Source organism: Duganella violaceipulchra (assembly GCF_019166075.1).
In the GTDB taxonomy this organism is placed as follows: domain Bacteria; phylum Pseudomonadota; class Gammaproteobacteria; order Burkholderiales; family Burkholderiaceae_D; genus Rugamonas; species Rugamonas violaceipulchra.
On sequence record NZ_JAHTGR010000014.1, the window covers coordinates 61,748 to 81,021 of the forward strand.

11 protein-coding genes are annotated in these 19,274 nt (G+C 64.4%); 6 read left to right on the plus strand and 5 right to left on the minus strand.

Features of this window, described 5'->3' with window-relative positions; all coding sequences use genetic code 11:
• Positions 1-102: 102 nt before the first annotated feature.
• The gene (locus tag KVP70_RS23665; RefSeq protein WP_217944895.1) at positions 103-2,220 is read right to left on the minus strand and encodes a M36 family metallopeptidase; all 2,118 of its coding nucleotides are present in this window, start codon (positions 2,218-2,220) and stop codon (positions 103-105) included.
• Positions 2,221-2,418: 198 nt separating this feature from the next.
• Here KVP70_RS23665 and KVP70_RS23670 point away from each other — a divergent pair, with 198 nt between their 5' ends.
• Positions 2,419-2,754, plus strand: a complete 336-nt coding sequence (locus KVP70_RS23670) for a hypothetical protein (RefSeq protein ID WP_217944896.1) — start codon at positions 2,419-2,421, stop codon at positions 2,752-2,754.
• Positions 2,755-2,756: 2 nt separating this feature from the next.
• Here KVP70_RS23670 and KVP70_RS23675 read toward each other — a convergent pair whose 3' ends face one another.
• Complete coding sequence (locus KVP70_RS23675; RefSeq protein ID WP_217944897.1) at positions 2,757-5,282, minus strand: cation-translocating P-type ATPase; 2,526 nt, start codon at positions 5,280-5,282, stop codon at positions 2,757-2,759.
• A 387-nt stretch (positions 5,283-5,669) separates the two neighbouring features.
• Between KVP70_RS23675 and KVP70_RS23680 the strand changes: the two genes are divergently transcribed.
• Positions 5,670-6,353 (plus strand): hypothetical protein, encoded by a 684-nt coding sequence (locus tag KVP70_RS23680; RefSeq protein ID WP_217944898.1) that lies wholly within the window; start codon positions 5,670-5,672, stop codon positions 6,351-6,353.
• 81 nt (positions 6,354-6,434) lie between these two features.
• On the opposite strand, the gene KVP70_RS23685 is transcribed toward KVP70_RS23680, so the two are convergent.
• From KVP70_RS23685 to KVP70_RS23695, 3 genes are all read right to left on the minus strand, one after another.
• Positions 6,435-8,840: a TonB-dependent receptor gene (locus KVP70_RS23685; RefSeq protein WP_217944899.1), complete on the minus strand. Its 2,406-nt coding sequence runs from the start codon at positions 8,838-8,840 to the stop codon at positions 6,435-6,437.
• A gap of 95 nt (positions 8,841-8,935) precedes the next feature.
• Positions 8,936-11,101 carry a glycoside hydrolase family 88 protein gene (locus KVP70_RS23690; protein ID WP_217944900.1) on the minus strand — a complete coding sequence of 722 codons (2,166 nt, stop codon included), beginning with the start codon at positions 11,099-11,101 and terminating at the stop codon, positions 8,936-8,938.
• Between the two features lie 19 nt (positions 11,102-11,120).
• Entirely contained in the window at positions 11,121-11,942 is an 822-nt protein-coding gene (locus KVP70_RS23695; RefSeq protein ID WP_217944901.1) for an NAD-dependent epimerase/dehydratase family protein, read from the minus strand.
• A gap of 156 nt (positions 11,943-12,098) precedes the next feature.
• On the opposite strand from KVP70_RS23695, the gene KVP70_RS23700 reads away from it, so the two are divergent.
• The 4 genes from KVP70_RS23700 to KVP70_RS23715 all read left to right on the plus strand — a co-directional run bounded on the left by KVP70_RS23700 (position 12,099) and on the right by KVP70_RS23715 (position 19,255).
• Positions 12,099-13,091: a LacI family DNA-binding transcriptional regulator gene (locus tag KVP70_RS23700; protein ID WP_217944902.1), complete on the plus strand. Its 993-nt coding sequence runs from the start codon at positions 12,099-12,101 to the stop codon at positions 13,089-13,091.
• A gap of 86 nt (positions 13,092-13,177) precedes the next feature.
• Positions 13,178-15,025 (plus strand): hypothetical protein, encoded by a 1,848-nt coding sequence (locus KVP70_RS23705; RefSeq protein WP_217944903.1) that lies wholly within the window; start codon positions 13,178-13,180, stop codon positions 15,023-15,025.
• Positions 15,026-15,128: 103 nt separating this feature from the next.
• On the plus strand, positions 15,129-17,030 hold the full coding sequence (locus tag KVP70_RS23710) for a glycoside hydrolase family 2 protein (RefSeq protein WP_217944904.1): 1,902 nt from the start codon (positions 15,129-15,131) through the stop codon (positions 17,028-17,030).
• The gene (locus tag KVP70_RS23715) at positions 17,027-19,255 is read left to right on the plus strand and encodes a glycoside hydrolase family 3 N-terminal domain-containing protein (RefSeq protein WP_217944905.1); all 2,229 of its coding nucleotides are present in this window, start codon (positions 17,027-17,029) and stop codon (positions 19,253-19,255) included. The genes KVP70_RS23710 and KVP70_RS23715 overlap by 4 nt, the downstream gene beginning before the upstream one ends.
• Positions 19,256-19,274: the final 19 nt, after the last annotated feature.

A 19,274-nucleotide genomic window follows, 5' to 3' on the forward strand; every position in this document is an offset into this window, starting at 1 on the left:
CTATTCTGAATCTCACTCAAGCGTAATGCGGTTTTCGGCGGTCAAACGAAAAAACGCCCCGGAACGGGGCGTTGAAAGGAAGAATTTTCGACCGCGGAAGGCTTACCAGCTGGCCTTGAGCGTGTATTTGCCGCTGGTGGCGCCGGTGCCGCCGCCGTAGTAGATCACCTTGGCGTACAGCGTGCCGGCGCTGCCGTAGCTCAGGCTGTCGACCGCGCCGGTGCCGTTGACGCTGGACGCGACCTTGGTGCCTGCGCTGTTGTACAGCTCCAGGTCGTAGTCCGAGCTGGCGTTCGGGGCCAGGCTCAGGGCCAGCGTTTTACCCGACGGCAGCACGATCTTGTAGTAGTCGACGTCCGACGAGGCGCTCATGGTGCCGTTGACGGTGGTGCCGGCGGTGGTGATCGCTTGCGCGGTGGCGGTGGTGTTGTTGCTCTCTACTTCGCTGATGGTCGGGCCGCTGACCACCGACGACAGGATGTTCTGCGCCTCGAACTTGGCCTGGAAGGTGTTGGCGTAGCTCAGGTCAGCCGGGAACAGCGTCTTGGCCGCGTTGACGATGGCGGTGGCCATGGCCGGCATCTTGACGTTGCTGCCCAGGCCGAAGTGCGCCTCCAGGATGATCTGGTCGATATTGGCGCGCGGCTTGCCGGCGGCGATCAGCGCCACCATCGACTGATACAGCGGCGCCGACCACAATTCATCCGACTGGAACGTCACGCCGCCCTCGGTCACCGACTGGTGCGCGGCGTAGGTCTTGCTGGCGTTGTACTTGGCGTCGGTGCGGTTGAGCATGCGGCCGTCCCAGCAGGCGCCGTGGCCGTCCCAGCTGAAGGCCCACTCGGGGTGGTAGATCTTGCCGTTCGGCGTGCTGTAGGAGTAGGACGCGGCCCAGTAGTCGCCGAAGCCTTCGCCCATGGCGCCGGTGTCGCCGCCGGTCCAGCTGCTGTCGATGTTGGCCTGGATGCCGTGGCCGTATTCGTGCAGGATCACGTCGGCGTCTTCGCTGTCGTTCACGCAGCCGTGGCCGAAGGCCAGGTAGTCGGAACCGGCCGCGCCGCCGCTGTAGTGCGAGTTGTCGTCGCCGTTGACGCCGTCGGTGTCGACGTCCAGCGGACGGTTGATGATGGACTTGGTGCCGGTGAAGCCCAGCGACTGGATGTAGCGCTGGCTCTGGTCCAGGTGGAAGTAGACGTTGGTGTCGTCGAAGGCGTTGTTGCCGCGCTTGGCCGTCCACACGCCGTTGCTGGTGGTGCTGGGCGCGGTGGCCGGGGATTCGATGTTCTTGATGTTGACGAACGGGCCGCTCAGTTTGTAGACGCCGCTGGTCACCGTCAGGTCGCGCAGGGTCTTGGTTGAGTAGGCGGCGTCGAAGGCGGAGGCGGCCGAGGTGTCGGTCAGCGCGTCGGTGTTGAGCACCGTGCGTGGATCGGGATCGAAGGCGTAGCCGGAACCGTTGATGCCGGACGGCGTGACGGCGGCCACGGCGCCGCCTTGCACGGTGCGCGTGTGCGAACCCTGGCTGTCGCTGACCGCCTTGGTGGCGGCGTGGCGGTCCAGCACGGGGCCGGCCAGCTCGGCGCGGGCGTCCAGCGTGCGCTTGCCGCGGCGCGGCAGCGAGGTGGAGTAGGAACCGATGACGGCGCCGTCATGCGCGTTGAGGAATTGCACGAAGCCGCCGGTCGGCATCTGCGCTTCGATGCGCACCTTGCGCGCCAGTTGCACGCCGTCCTTGGTGGTGACCCACACCAGTTCGGAAGTCGGGGCGGCCACCAGCGGGTGCTGCACCTTCATATTGGTCCAGGCCTTGTCCAGCGCCAGGTCTTCGCTGATCTGGGCCTGGTTGTACAGCTGGTTGACGGCGCTGGCGTCGACCTTGTCGGAGATGTGGCGGGTTTCGTTGAAGATCTTTTGCAGCTGGCCGCTCTTGCTGATGGAGACGATGATCTCGGCCCGGTCCACCGGCAGGCCGCGCAGCATCTGCTGGTAGTGGTAGTGCTTGCCGGTGAGCGATTCCTGTACCTTCACCAGTCCCAGGTTGTTCAGCGATGCCGGCAGGCCGAACTGGGCCGCGTTCTGGCGCAGCGCGTCTTCGGCCGTGGTGGCGGCGGTGCTCGAGTACAGCGTCAGGTTGTCAACGGAGTAACTGCCGGCGTGCGCGGAACCCGCGTAAGCCAGGACGATCAGGGATGCAATCAGGGGACGGGCGAATTGGCGCATGCTGCATGAACTCCTATAGGTTTTGGATTATTCGGTCTGCGAGCCTTGTGGGTGCCAAACGAGTATATCCACGCTTTTTTGCCATTTGTAAAATCGGGCGTTTTTAGACAGTTTTCCGGATTCTGTTAAAAATGAGACATAGCGGCGCGGCGTGCGCGGCGCTAAGATGGACCCCAAACCACCGACGAAAGGTCAATTATGCACAGGCTGTTTTCCCTGCTCTTGCCGGTCGCGCTGGCGTCCGGCTGCGCGATGGCGCAGGCGCTCAAGCCGATCGAGGATGTGGAGCCGGAGGTGACGAAGGAAGTGGCCGCCGCCGTGGCGCACATGGCGGTCGATCCGGCGGCCGAGGCTGCGCCGCTGCTGCGCGCCTGTCCGGCCCAGGCCGCGCCGCCGCTGGAGCTGCTGCAACGCACGGTCGACGGCGAGGAGCGCAACTATCTGTACCGCACCCGCTGCGGCAAGGCGCTGCTGGTGTCGGCCACTTACGGCAAGAGCCGGGCGATCAAGCGCCTGACGGTCAAGGCGGAGTAAAACTATACACGCGAAGACCAGTGTTTGATGAGTTCGAACCAGGCGATGCTCAACGCCGTCGCCACGCCGCACGCCAGCAGTAGTCCCAAGCTGGGCCGTGAAAAGGCGAACAGCGCGCGAATGGTGTCCAGGCACAGCACGGCCGCCAGCAACAGCGTGGTCGCCAGGCTGATCCAGGCGAACGGCCGGCCCGATGCCGGCCGCCATTGCCATGACGTCTGCGACCAGCTGCGGTTGGTATGGATCAGCCCCAGGTTGGACAAGACCAAGCTCAGGAAGGTCGTGGTGCGCGCCATGTCGTCGGACTGGCCCGACCATTTGACGGCCAGATAAAAGCCGATCAGCATGGCCAGCAGGCCGCCTCCCTGCAGCAGGCCGCGCACCAGGATTTGGCGGTCGAACAGATGCATGTCCGGCCGGCGCGGCGCGCTGGTCATGGCGCCCGCTTCGATCGGCTCGGCCTCGAACACGATCGAGCAGGCGGGGTCGATCACCATTTGCAGGAACAGGATGTGCACCGGCATCAGCAGCATCGGCCAGCCCAGCAACACCGGCAGGATGGACAGGCCGACGATGGGCACGTGCACCGCGACGATGAACACGATGGCCTTGCGCAGATTGGTGAACAGGCGACGGCCGTGCCGGACCGCCAGCAGCAGCGACGAGAAGTCGTCCTTGAGCAGCACCAGCGCGGCCGCCTCGCGCGCGACGTCGGTGCCGCGCGCGCCCATCGCCACGCCGATGCTGGCCGCCTTCAAGGCCGGCGCGTCGTTGACGCCGTCGCCCGTCATGGCGACCACCTCGCCGCCGTGGCGGAACGCCTGCACCAGGCGCAGTTTCTGCTCCGGCGCGATGCGGCAAAAGACGTCGGTGTTCTTCAGCCGCAGCTGCAGCGTCGCGTCGTCCATTTCCGCCAGGTCGACGCCCGACAGCAGGCCGCCCTGGTCGCCGGTGATGCCGGCCTGGCGCGCGATCGCCAGCGCGGTGGTGGGATGGTCGCCGGTGATCATCACCACCCGCATCCCGGCCGCGTGGCATTGCGCCACCGCCTGCGGAACTTCCGGCCGCAACGGGTCCTGCAATGCGACCAGGCCGAGGAAGACAAAATCAAACACATGCTGGTTGTCCGGCAGGCTGGTCGCCGGGAAGATGGCGCTGGCGACGCCGATCACCCGCAAGCCGTCATTGGCCATCGCCGTGACCTGCTTCGCGATGGCGGCCGCGCGCGCCGGTTCCAGGTGGCACAGATCGACGATGGCTTCCGGCGCACCCTTGGCGGCGATCAGGTATTCCGAACGGTCCGGCGATTGCCAGACGCGCGACATCGCCAGCATTTGCCGCGACAGCGGGTAGTCGTCGATCAGCGCCCAGTCCGAATGCAGGTGTTCGGTGTTGGCCAGCAGACGGGCGCCGGCCTGGCCGATGGCGGACTCCATCGGATCGAACGCTTGCCGATGGCTGGCCAGGACGGCGTATTCCAGCAGGCCGTGCAGCTCCTCCTGCAAAGCGGCGGCGCCTGGCGCCTGGCAATCATAGTGCGCCTGCTCCGACCACAGCTGGACCACCGCCATGCGGTTGACGGTGAGCGTGCCGGTCTTGTCGACGCAGAGGATGGTGGTCGCCCCCAGCAGCTCGATCGCGGGGATGCTGCGCGCCAGCACTTGTTCGCGTCCCAGGCGCCACGCGCCCAGGCCGAGGAACAGCGTCAGGATGACCGGCAATTCCTCGGGCAGGATGGCCATCGCCAGCGTCAGTCCGGCCAGCAGGCCCTGCAGCCAGTCGCCGCGCTGCCACCAGTAGGCCAGCGCCAGGGCGGCGGCCAGGCACAAGCCGCCGGTGGCGACGACCTTGACCACGCGTCGTGTTTCCAGCTGGATCGGCGTCAGCTGGCCGCCCGTTGCGGCGAGCGAGGCGCCGATGCGCCCCAGCGCGCTGTTCGGCCCGGTGGCGATCACCAGGCCGCTCGCCGTTCCTTGCGTGATCAGCGTGCCGGAATACAAGCGGCGTTCCCCGGCATCGAGCGCGTCGGCGCCGTGCTTGGTCACCGGCACGGATTCTCCCGTCAGCATGGATTCGTCGACGGTCAGGTTCGATGCGGTGAGCAGGTCGATATCGGCGGGAACGCGATCGCCTTCGGCCAGCAGCACCAGGTCGCCGAGCACCAGCTCGCGGCCGGCGACGCGTTCCTGCCTGCCGTCCCGTATCACCAGCGCGCGCGGGGAGGACAGGTCGCGCAGGGCGTTCAGCGAGCGCTCGGTGCGCCGTTGCTGGAAAAACGTCATGCCGATGACGATGCCGACAAAGGCCAGCAGCATCAGCGCTTCGTTGCGATCACCCAGCACCAGGTAGATGGCGCCGCAGGCGACGAGCAGCAGGAACATCGGTTCGGCAACCACGTCCAGCAACAGGCGCCAGGCGCTCTGCGGGCGTGAGGTGGGAAGTTCATTCGGGCCGTCGGCGCGCAGTTTTTCCGCTACTTGCGCAGCTGTCAGGCCATCGCTGTTCTGCTGCGCCGCCGTGGTGTCCATGTTGTTCGCGATAGAGGGTGGGAAGACAAGGTCGTAGCAATATCGTTATCTTAAGTGACTTTGCGAAACCATGAAAAAAAAGGTTCATCGCGGATTGCCGGGATGAACTTCTTGCCGCGCCATCGGTATGTGCAGGGCGGTCCCGTTTTTTCGGCTTTTACTAAAACGCTATAACCACTACTACCCAATGCTAACCACCGATATTTCGTGCGAATCCACGATATTTTCGGAACTAAAATCCACGAATCTCCTCTAACGAATATAGGCCGAAAAAATATCGGCATTTAGCATTCAGCAAAGAATTTTTAGTAGGTGATAGCGCGCTGTAGTACTGGTCAGTAGTGGTTAGCAGCGCTTAGTAAAAACCGATTTTTGGGAGCCCCCACCATGTCCAGGTATAGCCTTCACTTCCCGATCCGCGTGCCCGACGATGTGCTGGTTGAATTGGGCGAATTCACCGGAAAATTCTGGTCGGATTCGCTGGGCCAGGAGCCCTTCGTGATTGAGGCAATTCGCAACTACATCAAGCCCGCGCCGCCGGCCCCGCAGCAGCCCGTTGAGGCGACCGAGGCGGGATACCAATGGAAGCAGGTTTTTCTTCCCGAGGGGACAAGACTGCGCGCCAGCTTCGGCCGTCAGCCCTATTTCGCCACAGTGGTGGGGGCGGAAATCAAGTACGACGGGCACGCGGTATCGCCGTCCTGCTTTGCCAATCTGCACGGCAGCGGCAACCGCAATGCCTGGAAGGCCGTCTGGCTGCGCCTTCCCGGCAGTAATGAGTGGCTGCTGGCCGACGTCTGCCGGTCGGCGCGGAAAGCGGCGATAGCGCGGTTGCACGGGGATGGCGCGCAGGCAGACAGCCAGCGTTCACGGGCGCCAGAGCGGCTACCGCAAGGTCTGGACCAGCCGCCGCCGGCGGCGCGCCAATTCGTGCCGCGCCAAACTGAAATCCGCTCGCCCAGCGTATCGGCAGCGCCGAAAGGCAATGGTGCTCAGCCCAAGTCCAGCTCTGGACGCAGCGCCCGCCGCAGGAAGCGCCGTGCGGCGAAACAATCTCCCGGAAATCCGTGAAGAACCCAAAAAAAGCCCCCGCTCTTGTTGAGCGAGGGCGAAAGAGCGACCCGATGGCAGGGTCGCGAGGAGATGCAAGCTTTAGAACGTCATGTCGAGGCGGGCGCCGAAGTAGCGCTGGAAGTCGCGCGGCGGCAGCCACTCGGTGGTGTTGACCACCAGCGGCACATTGGGCGCCTTGCTGCTCCAGTTGCTGCTGGCGTAGCCGTTGTTCAGGCCGGCCGCATAGCGCTTGTCGAACAGGTTGTTGACCAGGAAGGTGAACTTGTAGCGGTCCTGCTTGTCCTTCACGCCGAAGCTCAGGTTTGTGATGCTGAAAGCGCCCTGTACCGTCATCGGATCCTGGTTCAGCGAGAACTGCGTGCGGCTCTGGTAGCGCGTGGTGGCCGCGACGAAACCGTTAAAACTTTGCGACGGCAGCACCAGATCGTACTGCCCGCCCAGGTTAATCTTGATCTTGGGCGCGTTCGGCAAGGTCTTGCCGGCCAGGTCTTGCACATTGCTGTTGTTGTACTTCGGGCTGACCACGCAGCCAGGCCCGGTCACGGTGCCGGTGCCGGTGGCGTTGAGCACGTTGTAGCACGGGCCGTTCTCGAAGGACTGGATGGTGGCCTCGGTGTAGGCGAAGCTGCCGTTCAGCTGCAGCTCGCGCGTGACGCGGATGCTGCCTTCCGCCTCCACGCCCTGCGTGCGCAGGCCGCCGATGCTGTTCAAGCCGGTGCGGTAGGTGCCGTCGGCGTCGAAAAAGCTCGACGACTGCTGGAAGTTCGAGAAGTTGGTGCGGAACAGCGCCAGGCTGAGCATCGCGCGGTTGTCCAGCAGGCTTTGCTTGAGGCCGATTTCGTAGCTCTTCGCGGTTTCCGGCTTGACGGCCGGCAGTTTGGCGGTGGCCGCCGTGAAGCCCGACGTCAGGTCGTAGGCCACGCCCTTGTGCCCGGTCGAGGCCATGGCGTAGACCATGCTGTCCTGGTTGATGCGGTGTTCCAGGCCCAGCTTGCCGGTGTAGCTCTTGTCGTTGTCTTCCTTGTGGTAGTACTCGGTCAGCGCGTGCGCTTGCGGCGGCACCGTGTAGCGGCGGAAGTTGTAGCCGGTGTCTTCGTCGTTGTAGCGGCCGCCCAGGATCAGGCTGGTGTTCGGCACGAAGTCCCACGAGCCCTGGCCGTAGATGGCCTTGCTGATGTTCCAGGCGTCGGCGCCGTAGGAGGTGCCGTAGGCCTGGATCAGCGGCGCCTTGGTCAGCTCGCGGTTCAGCCAGTTCTTGCCGTACCACAGGCCGGCAACGTAGCGCACCGCGCCCTTGTCCGGCGAGGTCAGGCGCAGTTCCTGCGTGGTCGAGTGGACGTCGAACGAACCGTACTGGAACAGGCCGCCGTGCATGCCGGTCGGCTGGCCGTTGGGCAGCAGCAGGAAGGGCAGGATGTCGATGTCGGTGTTGTCGTTGTCCTGGTAGTCGTCCATGTGGTAGCGGCTGTAGGACGAGATCGAACTCAGCGTATGGCCGGCCAGCGGACCGTTGGGGTCGAACGCCCAGTCCAGCTTGACGCCGGTGCCGATGTCGTGGAACTTGCCGCCGGTCGGGTAATCGTTGCGCACGTCGCGGTTGCCGGGGCCGATGGCGATGCCGGCCAGTACCAGCGAGGCCGGCAGCTGCGGCGCGTTGCGGTAGATGCCGCCCGGCGACATATAGCTGTAGGCGTTGGAGCAGCAGAACTTCTCGGTGCGGTTGTAGTGCGGCGTCAGGGTCACGGTCAGCTGGTCGGTCGGGGTCCACTCCAGTTTGCCGCTGAGGTTGTCGCCCTTGCTGCCGTTCAGGTGGCCGCCGGTGCTCAGGTCGTTGAGCGTGCCCTGGTAGCTGGTCTTGCTGGCGGCCAGGCGCATGCGCAGCGTGTCCGACACGGCGCCGCCGACGCTGAAGCCGGCCCGCCATTCATGGTCGTCGGTCAGGTAGGTGCTGACGGTGGTCTTGAGCGGGCCGCCGATCGGCTTGGTGGTGATGTTCAAGGCGCCGGCGATCGAGCTCTTGCCGAACAGGGTGGACTGCGGTCCCTTCAGCACTTCGATGCGGTAGACGTCGGCCAGGTCCTTGAAGGCGCCGGCCTGCATGCCCTGCGGGATATCGTCGACGATGACCGAGACGTCGGCCTCGACGCCGATGCCCAGCGAGAAGGTGCCGATGCCGCGCATATTGATGCTGAAGTTGCCCGGCTGGCTGCCGTAGGACAGCGTCAGCGCCGGCGACAACGAGGGGATGTCTTCCAGGTCGCGCACGTTGGAGCGTTGCAGCACGGCGTCGCCCAGCACGGTGATCGAGGCCGGCACGTCTTGCAGGTTCTGGGCGCGCTTGTTGGCGGTGACGACCACCGATTCAAGCTTGCCGCTGTCGGCCGGGGCGGCCTGTTGGGCGGAGGCGGCGCCGAGGCCGAGCAGAGGTAGGGCGAGGGCGACGGCGGCCGTGATGGGCCGCAGCGCAGGGATGGCAGGTTTCATGAGGTCTCCAGTTTTTATTAATTGCTATGTGGAATCGCTTCCACTTATGGTCAAAAAAACGCCGGCGGCTTTTGGGCGGCCGGCGGTGCTACGATTTATTGCGTGGTGACGGACAGCGGCGCCTTCAGTTTTTGCGCATAGTTGCGCACGTAGGCCTGCCATGCCGCGCCGTCGGCGAAGTCGCCGCTCTTGTTCCAGCCGGCGCCGAAGTAGTAGACGAAGGGCTTGCCCGCTTGCGCCGTGCCCAGCGTCAGCTGCTGGCCGTCGGTGATGGCGTAGCCGCTGGCGCCGGCCGGCAGGATCACGCCGCAGCCGATGATGCCGTCGTCGCCGTGTTGCGGTTCCCAGTAACTGGCCCAGCCGCCTGCGGCATCGGTCACGTAGTCGCCCTGGCCGTCGCGCTGCACGATGCCCACGCCGACCGTCAGCGGGCCTTTGCCGCCAGCGCTGTAACGGCTTTCGACGCGGGTCATGTTGGAGCCGGCGTCGATCGAGAAGCGCTTCACCTCGGAGACCATGCGGCCGTTGCCCGCGTCCCACTTGCCGAAACTGAGTTCGAACACGGAGCGCAGCGGTCCGTCGGCCAGCACCTTCCAGCTCTGGTAGTTGGACGAGTTATGCAGCGCGTTGTCGGCGTAGATGGTGGTGCCGCCGCAGCCGCGGTTCTGGCCCACGTGGTAGTAGTCCAGGCCTTCGCCGGCATCCTTGTGATAGGCGCCGGTCTTGTACCACTTGTCCAGCACCGGATAGCGCACCCGCTTGACCCACACGTCCACGCCGCTGCTGACCAGGTGTTCCTGCGGGTCCTTGATGATGGCCGGCCCGTAGACGCGGTGCACGGTGCGGTCACTTTCCCACGCGAAGTCGTCCAGCCGTTCCGGCACGAAGCGCGCGTGCGTTTTCACATCGGCCGGCGGCGTGGCGGCCAGGCGTTCGGCCGGCAGCACCAGGTAGCGGCGCGTGTCGCCGGCCGGCACGTTCACGGAGAACAGCAGCTGCTTGCCCATCACCTGGGAATTGAGGATCGCCGAGGTCGCGGCATCCATCACCACCGGCGCCTTGACGCCTGGGGTGACTTCCACCAGCTCGTCGCCGCGCAGGCCGTCGGTGCCGTTGGCCACGCTGACCGTCTGCGGTTTGGCCTTGTCCAGCACCGCCATGCGATACACCTCGCTGCCGGCCAGCAGGAAGCCGCCGACGCCATAGACTTCGGTGGCGTCGTCGTCGAACGATTTGGGGTCCTGGCCGATCGGCTGCACGTGGGTCAGCTTGCCATCGGCCTGCACGTTGGCCACCAGCGCGCTCCACACCTTCCGCACGGCGGGCTTGTAGGTCTTGGCATCGAGCAGGCCCTGGTTGACACCCCATGCGAAGGCATACGCATACAGCGCCGAGCCGCTCGATTCCTTCAGCGGATAGCTGGCCGGGTCCAGCAGGCTGGCGCGCCACAGGCCGTCCGGCTGCTGCAGCGTCAACAGCCTGGCCGACATCTCCTTGTACTGCTGCTCGAAGCGCGCACGGGCAGGGTGCTTGGCCGGCAGGTATTGCAGCATGCGCACCAGGCCACCCATCACCCAGCCGTTGCCGCGTCCCCAGTAGACCTTCTGGCCATTGGCCTCGTGCTTGTCGAAGTATTTACTGTCGCGGAAGTAGAGGTGCGCTTCCTTGTCGTACAGGTAGTCGGAGGTCGCCCACCATTCGCTGACGGCGAAGTCCAGGTAGCGCTGGTCGCCGGTGACGGCCCACAGGCGCAGCCAGGTCGGAGGCCCCATGAACAGCGCGTCGCACCACGACCAGCGTTCCTGGTTGCCCGGCACCGTGAAGTCCAGCGTGCCGCTGCGGCGGTTGGCCAGGATGTCGTCGAAGCTGGCGCGCATGGCGGCGATCATCTTCGGATCGTGCAGTTGCAGATACAGCTCGGCGTAGGTCTGGCCGATGATGTGGTCATCCGCGTGGTAGTGGTTGGGGCCCAGCTTCCATTGGTTCTTGTCGCCGATGGCGAGCATGGCGTCGCGGTATTTGCGGTCGCCCGAAATGCCCACCAGGGCCATGAAGCCGGTATCGCCCACCGCCTGGGTCCAGTCGTCGGCGCGGTGGGTGCTGGGGTTGGCCAGCTGCCAGTCGGCCACGCGCTCCATCGCGTTCAATACCGCTTTCGGATTGATGGCGGCCGATGGCGCCTCGCCGGCGAAGACTGGTGTTGCGGGCAGCGCGGCCAAAAAGGCGGCCAGCACGGCGGCGTGCAGATACGTTGGTTTCATGTAGGCGTCTCGTTGAGTTTTATTTGTACATCGGTCCTGCGGTGACGAACGGGCCTCCCTGGTAGATGGTCGGCGCATCGCCGGCCGCCGGGTAGGCCGCGCTGTCGGGGAACTGGCCGGCGAACTGGCCGGAGCTGTGCTTGGGCACGTAGCCCAGGTGCGAGGCGTGCTTGTTGTCCCACCACTTGGTCGGATTGTCCGAAGTGCCGAAGGTGATGGTGTGGCCCACGCGTGGCGTGAACAGCGAGCAGCGGATCAGTTCCACCAGATCGTCGTAGGCCAGGTAGGTGACCATCATGCGGCTGTTCTTCGGCTCCGGGAAGGATGAGCCGATGCGCAGGCAGACGGTCTCGGTGCCGAAGCGGTCGTAGTAGTAGCGCGACAGCGCCTCGCCGAAGGCCTTCGATACGCCGTAGAAGCCGTCGGGGCGCAGCGGCATGCTGGCGTCGACCAGTTGCGTGGTTTCGTAGTAGCCCACCACGTGGCTGGAGCTGGCGTAGATCACGCGCTTGACGCCGCACTTGTGCACCGCCTCATACAGATGGTGCAGGCCGAGGATGTTGGCGTTCATGATGGGTTCGAACTTGTCCTCCACCGAGATGCCGCCGAAGTGCAGCACGGCGTCCACGCCTTCCATCATTTTCAGCACGCCGTCGCGGTCGCCCAGGTCGCCGATGACGATTTCCTCGCCTTCGCGCGCCGGGCCCAGGTCCTTGACGTCGTTCAGGCGCACCACATCGGCCCAGGCCTTGGCGCGCTCGCGCAGGACGGTGCCCAGGCCGCCGCCGGCGCCGGTCAGGAGGATGCGTTTGAATGGTTTTGCGCTGGAGGTAGTGGTCATTGGGTACTTTGTAGTTAAACGTTTAATCGCAAGTATATCGAATTTATTTTCGGGGTCAATCGCTTTCGTGTCATTTAGCGCATGGTGTGTGGCGGATTTGCCGTGCTAAGATCGAAGCGGATGGACCATTAAAATAAAAATCGATTGACTGGATTGATGAAAAAACCGATACCCACCATCCGCGACGTGGCCGCCGCCGCCGGTGTTTCCACCGCCACCGTGTCCAAGTTCGTCAACGGCGCGCAGCGTTTCTCGGCGGGCGTGGAGGCGACCATCACGCAAGTCATCGCCGACCTGGGCTACCGTTCCAACCCGCTGGCGGCGTCGATGATCACCGGCCGTACCAGGAGCATCGGCCTGTCGGTGCTGGACGTGGCCAATCCGCACTTCACCAGCGTGGTCAAGGGCGCCAACCGTGTGGCGCAGCAGCACGGCTACAACCTGCTGCTGGTCGACACCGATGAAAACCCGGACCGCGAACGGCCCTTGCTGGAGGCGCTGAGCCGCCGCGTGGACGGCATGTTCGTCATCTCGCGCATACCGGAATCGGAGATGGGCTGGATGATGGAGCTGGGGAAGCCGATGGTGTTTTTTGGCCATCTGGCGCAGCATGATATCCCCTGGGTGGCGGGCGACGACCGGCGCGGCGCCCGCATGCTGGCGCGGCACCTGGTCGCGCAGGGACACCGCAAGATCGCCTACCTGGGATTCTCCAAGTCGCGCCGCGACGAGGAGCGCCTGGCCGCCATCCGGGAGTGTTTGGCCGGGCACGGTCTGCCGCTGGTGGTGCATGACGCCGGGGCGCCGTCGGCGCGGGAAGGGGAGCGCGTGTGCTCGGCCATCATGCTTGGCGCCGACCATCCGGATGCGCTGATCTGCTACAACGACCTGATGGCGTTGGGCTTCATGAAAGCCGCGCAGACGCTGGGCTTCCGCCTGCCGGACGACATCTCGGTGGCCGGCTTCGACAACATCCAGTTCGGCGCCTACACCTCGCCGGCGCTGACCACCGTCGACCTGCAAAGCGAACGATTGGGCGCCGCCGCGATGGAGCTACTGATAGGCCGGATCGAAGGCAAGCCCGCCGCCACATTCAACATGATCGAGCCGCAGCTGATACTGCGCGGTTCCATCGCCAACCGCGTTTAGCCGCGGCTTTTCCACATGGCGCTTTACGTTTCCGGAAAAATCACATAACATCGGTTAAACGTTTTCCAAAAAGAGTATTCCACCTCATGATTTCATCCCGATTCCGCCTGCCTGCGATCGCACTGGCCGCCACGCTTTCTGCCGGTGGCGCAGTGGCGCAGGCGCCCACGCCGATGAACCGCGTCGTGCAGGACAACGCCTATCGGCAGCTGGATTACTTCTTCAGGAAGCTGGTGGCGGAAAAGAAGGCCATCGTCATCGACGGCTACGCGCCGTTCAAGGCCGGCGACAAATTCTTGCCGGGTAAAGTGGCGGCGGGCCTGGGCCACGTGCTGCTCAATAGCGCCAGGGACGACCCGGCGCTGCCGCAGCGGCTGCGCGATTACCGCGACATCGCCGATATGACGGTCGGCATGGACAACCACACCTGGGGCATCTACTACTACATCGGCGCGCTGGTCAAACTGAAGGATGCTGGCCTGCTGGAGCAGGCGGTCAGCCCGGCCACGCTGACGCAGCTGCGCAAACAGCTGGACTGGCGCAGCTTCGTCACCGTGCCGCAGTACGACTTGATCAACCTGCCGACCAACTACTACGGCGTGGCGTTCAGCATCGCGCGGCTGCGCATGTTGATGGGCTGGGAGGACGACAGCAGCAGCAAAATCCTGCTCGACAAAATGCTCGCGCATTACAAAAAATACTCGGGCAAGTTCGGCTTCTCCGACGAGACCGACGGCGAAGGACGCTTCGACCGCTACAGCATCCTGTTGATCGCGGAAATCTGCGAGCGCTTCCTGGAAACCGGCATGGAACCCACCCCGGAGCTGAAAGGCCTGCTGCGCAAGGCGGCCGACATCGCGCTCAACGTCGGCAACGCCGCCGGCGACGGCTTCAGTTTCGGCCGCAGCCTCGGGCCATATGGCGAGACGGCGCTGGTCGAGATCCTGTCCGTGTCCGCCTACCTGGATGTGCTGACGGCGGAAGAGAAGCAGTACGCGTATGCCTTCTCGTCGCGCGTTGCCGCCCGCTACATGGACTTCTGGTACGACCCATCGATGCATTCGGTGGACATGTGGGGCAAGGGCCGGCGCACCGACGCCTATCGCGGCAAGCACCGCATCCTGGGTGAGAACTTCTCACTGCTGCATCAGCTAATCTACACCAACGACACCTGGAACAAGGCCGGCATGAAGGACGCGCCGCCCAAGGCCGACCTGCAAGCGTGGCTGGACAAGACCCGTCCACAGTTCAGCACCACCACGTTCGCGCAGGGCGAGTACGACCGCGCGCTGACCGTTTTCCGCGACGGCAAACACGTCGTCAGCCTGAACATCATCAACGGCGGCATTGGCCAGCATGACAACAGCCCATACTACCCGCTGCCGTTCGCGCCGGGCATCGTCTCTGGCATCGCCGACAGTGGCGGTGCGCATCCGCAGCTACTGCCCAAGTTCACCATGGCCGACGGCGCGCAGTTGATCGGCACGGCGTGGATCAAGGACATCAAGACCAGCCAGGCCGGCCCGCGCCACACCGTCAGCTATCGCCAGGATGAGCTGGACCGGCTGGGCGGAAAAAGCCCGGTCAAGGACGGCCGCATCAAGCTGCAAACCACCTACACGCTGGAACACGGACAGTTGACCCGCAACGACGTCTACACGCCGGTGGGGACGCAGGAGGTGGAGACGATCACGCTGGAATTCGCGTCCTTCTCGGAACAGCCGGCCATCGACGGCGGCACCGTCTCCTTCGCCACGGGCGATGTGGACGAGTACAGTGTCTCGGGCCTCCAGCAATGCCAGGTCGCGCCGACCAACGGCAGCAAGGATTACATGGCGCCGTATGGGGCGATGAAGACGCTCGTCACATGCCGCAGCGGCAAGCTGGCGATGAGGGAACCGCTGACCATCAAGTGGACCATCAAATACCGTTGAGGACATCATGCCGCACACCCTGGCTGCGCCTCACTCTGCATATCGATGCGACACCGCCTGCTTACGAAGGCAAATTCAGTAGTTAAAAAACTTGGAGACCTGAATGCGTAGTGTATTGAAGCTGTTGTTGGTAACGGGCTGCCTGTCGGCGGCATGGGCGCAGGACGACCAGGCCCCTGGCCAGACGATGGTGGTGCCGGCCGCCGGCGCCGGCGTCGCTCCGGCGGCGGTGACGAAGCAGCCGCCCACGCTGCACAACATCTACGGCCGCACCCACCTGCTGCTGGACGGTCGCTGGAACTATATCGTCGATCCCTACGAGGCGGGCTACTACAACTACCGCCACCAACCCTTCGACCAATCCGCCACCGGCTCCGGCGGCTTCTACGACGACCGCAAGCCCAAGGACAAAACCGAAGCCGTTGAATACAGCTTCGACGGCTCGCCGACGCTGGCCATTCCCGGCGACTGGAACTCGCAGAACGCTAAGCTGGAAAACTATGAAGGCACGGTCTGGATGCGCCAGCAGTTCCAGGCCGCGCCCAAGGATGGCAAGCACTACTTCCTCTACTTCGGCGCGGTCAATTACGAGGCCCACGTCTACTTGAATGGCAAGAAGGTCGGCAGCCACAAAGGCGGCTTCACGCCGTTCCAGTTCGAAGTAACGGGCCGTCTGCTGAAGGGCCAGAACACGGTCATCGTCAAGGCCGACAACACCCGCCACCAGGACGACATCCCGACCCTGAACACCGACTGGTGGAACTACGGCGGCATCACCCGCGACGTGCTGCTGGCCGAAACGCCGGACACCTACATCGCCGACTACCAGATCCAGCTGGCCAAGGGCGACATGGGCCGCATTGAAGGCTATGTGCAGATGACCGGCGCGCAGCGCTCGCAGGATGTGACGATCACCATCCCCGAGGCGGGCGTCAAGGCCACCGTGCACACCGGCGCCGACGGCCGCGCCACGGTCGGCATCCCGCTGACGAAAAACAAGATGCGCTACTGGTCGCCGGAAGATCCCAAGCTGTACACCGTCACCATCGCGGGCGCGACCGACAAGCTCAATGACCGCATCGGCTTCCGCACCATCGAAACGCGCGGCCAGGACCTGCTGTTGAACGGGAAGTCGGTATTCCTGCGCGGAGTCTCGCTGCATGACGAGAACCCGTTGATACCGGGCCGCCTGCGCGGCGAGGGCGACATGCGCATGATGCTGCAATGGGCCAAGGAGATGAACTGCAACTATGTCCGCCTGGCGCACTACCCGCACAGCGAGGAGATGATACGGCTGGCCGACGAGATGGGCATCCTGGTCTGGGCCGAGGTGCCGGTGTACTGGACCATCTCGTGGGAGAAGCCGGAAGTCTACGCCAACGCCAGCCAGCAGTTGACGGACCTGGTCACGCGCGACCGCAACCGCGCCAGCGTCATCATCTGGTCGATCGGGAACGAGACCCCGGTCAGCGATGCGCGCAACGTCTTCATGGGCAAGCTGGCCGACACTGTGCGCTCGCTGGACCATACCCGCCTGGTCGCCGCCGCGCTGGAAGTGCACCGCAAGGGCAACGAGGTAACGGTGGAAGATCCGCTGTCCGACAAGATCGACCTCGCCAGTTTCAACGAATACGCAGGCTGGTACTGGTCCGACAACAAGGAGATGCTGAAGTTCTCGTTCAAGGTCAATTACAACAAGCCGGTGGTGATCAGCGAATTCGGCGCCGACGCGCTGGGCGGCCTGCATGCCGACGACGACACCCGCTGGAGCGAGGAGTATCAGGACCTGCTGTACAAGAACCAGTTCAAGATGCTGGACGCGATCCCCGGCCTGCGCGGCACGACGCCATGGGTGCTGACGGATTTCCGCTCGCCGCGCCGGCCGCACCCGTACTACCAGGACTTCTGGAACCGCAAGGGCCTGATCTCCGAAACCGGCAAGAAAAAGCTGGCCTTCTACACGATGAAGGCTTACTACGACCAAAAACAGCAGCAGTACAAATGAGCATGAAAAAAACCACCCTTGCCCTGGCCGCGGCTCTGCTGCCGTTGATGGCCCACGCGCAGGACGCGCAGATCGATCGCAAGGTCGCCGCGCTGATGAAGCAGATGACGGTGGCGGAGAAGGCGGGTCAGCTGCACCAGATCTCCGGCCGCCTGGTCACCGGCCCTGCCAGCAGCGATTACGCCGCAACGCTGGCCGACATCCGTCTTGGCAAAGTCGGCTCCATGCTCAACGTGAAAGGCGTGGCCGACACCCGGGAGATCCAGGCGCTGGCGCTGCAATCGCGGCTACATATTCCGCTGCTGTTCGGCCAGGACGTGATCCACGGCTACCACACCGTGTTCCCCGTGCCGCTGGGCGAATCGGCGTCGTGGGACATGGAGGCGATCGAACAGTCGGCCCACATCGCCGCGCGCGAGGCCGCCGCCGCCGGCATCCACTGGACCTTCGCGCCAATGGTGGACGTGGCGCGCGATCCGCGCTGGGGCCGTGTGATGGAAGGGGCGGGCGAAGACGCCTTCCTTGGTTCGGCCATCGCGCGCGCACGCGTGCACGGCTTCCAGGGCAAGCAGCTGGGCGCCACCGATTCCGTGATGGCCACCGCCAAGCACTTCGCGGCCTATGGCGCGGCGGTGGCGGGCCGCGACTACAACGCGGTCGACATGAGCAAGCAGCAGCTGTTCGAAGTCTACCTGCCGCCGTTCAAGGCGGCGCTGGATGCGGGCGCGGCGACGTTCATGAACTCCTTCAACACGCTCAATGGCATACCGGCCACCGGCAACGCCTTCCTGCAACGCGATATCCTCAAAGGCAGCTGGAACTTCAAGGGCTTCGTCGTCAGCGACTGGGGCTCGGTGCGCGAGATGGTGCCGCACGGTTATGCCAGCGACCTGGCCGACGCCTCCGTCAAAGCCATCAACGCCGGCAGCGACATGGACATGGAGAGCTACGCCCACATCAAGCACCTTGAGGACGCCGTCAAGTCCGGCAAGGTGCAAATGAAGACGCTGGACGATGCCGTGCGCCGCATCCTGTACAAGAAATTCGAGCTTGGCCTGTTCGACGATCCATACCGCTATTCGGTCGCCGCGCGCGAGAAGGCCGTGCTGGCCGATCCGTCGCACCGCGCCGCCGCGCTGGACGTGGCGCAGAAATCGCTGGTGCTGCTGAAGAACGAAGGCAAGGCTTTGCCGCTGTCGCGCACCGCGCAGAAGATCGCCGTCATCGGACCGTTGGCCGATGCGCGGCGCGACCTTGAAGGCGGCTGGGTGGTGGAAGGCGACCGCGCGCCCGTGGTCAACATCCTCGAAGGCATCCGCAGCCATGCCGGCAAGGCGCAGGTCAGCTACGCACCGGCTTGCGATACCCGCTGCACCGGCGCCGACGGCTTTGCCGAAGCCGTCGCCACGGCCGCCAAGGCGGACGTCGTCGTGCTGGCCGTCGGCGAGACCTGGGACTTGAGCGGCGAGGCCAAGTCCCGCACCGACATCACGCTGTCCGGTCATCAGGAACAGCTGTTCGCCGCGCTGAAGGCGACTGGCAAGCCGATCGTGGTGGTGATGCTGGCGGGCCGTCCATTGGTGTTCAACACCATCGCCGACCAGGCGGACGCCATCGTCTACGCCTGGTTCCCCGGCAGCGAGGGTGGCAACGCGGTCGCCAATGTGCTGTTCGGCGACTACAACCCGTCCGGCAAGCTGCCGATCACCTTCCCGCGCAGCGTGGGTCAGATTCCGCTGTCCTACGCGCAGTACAACACCGGCCGTCCCGTCACCGACGAGAAGAACGTGGTCTACAAATCGGCCTACATCGATTCCGTCAACACGCCGCGCTATGCCTTCGGTCATGGCCTGAGCTACACCGATTTCAAATACTCGGGCCTGAGCATCAGCGGCCAGGAGATGTCACCGTCGCAGCAGGTCACGCTGTCGTTCGACTTGGCCAACACCGGCAAGGCCGAGGGCACCGAGATCGTGCAGCTTTACCTGCGTGACATGGTCGCTTCGGTGGTGCGGCCGGTGAAGGAGCTGAAGGGATTCCAGAAGATCCATCTGCAAGCGGGTGAACAGCGCCGCGTGAGCTTCACCATCGACCGTGAGCTGCTGTCGTTCTTCAACAGCCAACTGGTGTGGGGCGCCGAGGCCGGCGACTTCAAGCTGATGGTCGGCAGCGCCTCCGACGATATCCGTCTTGAGGGGGCGGTAAAACTGCTACCATCCAGATGACCATGATGCATGAACAAAC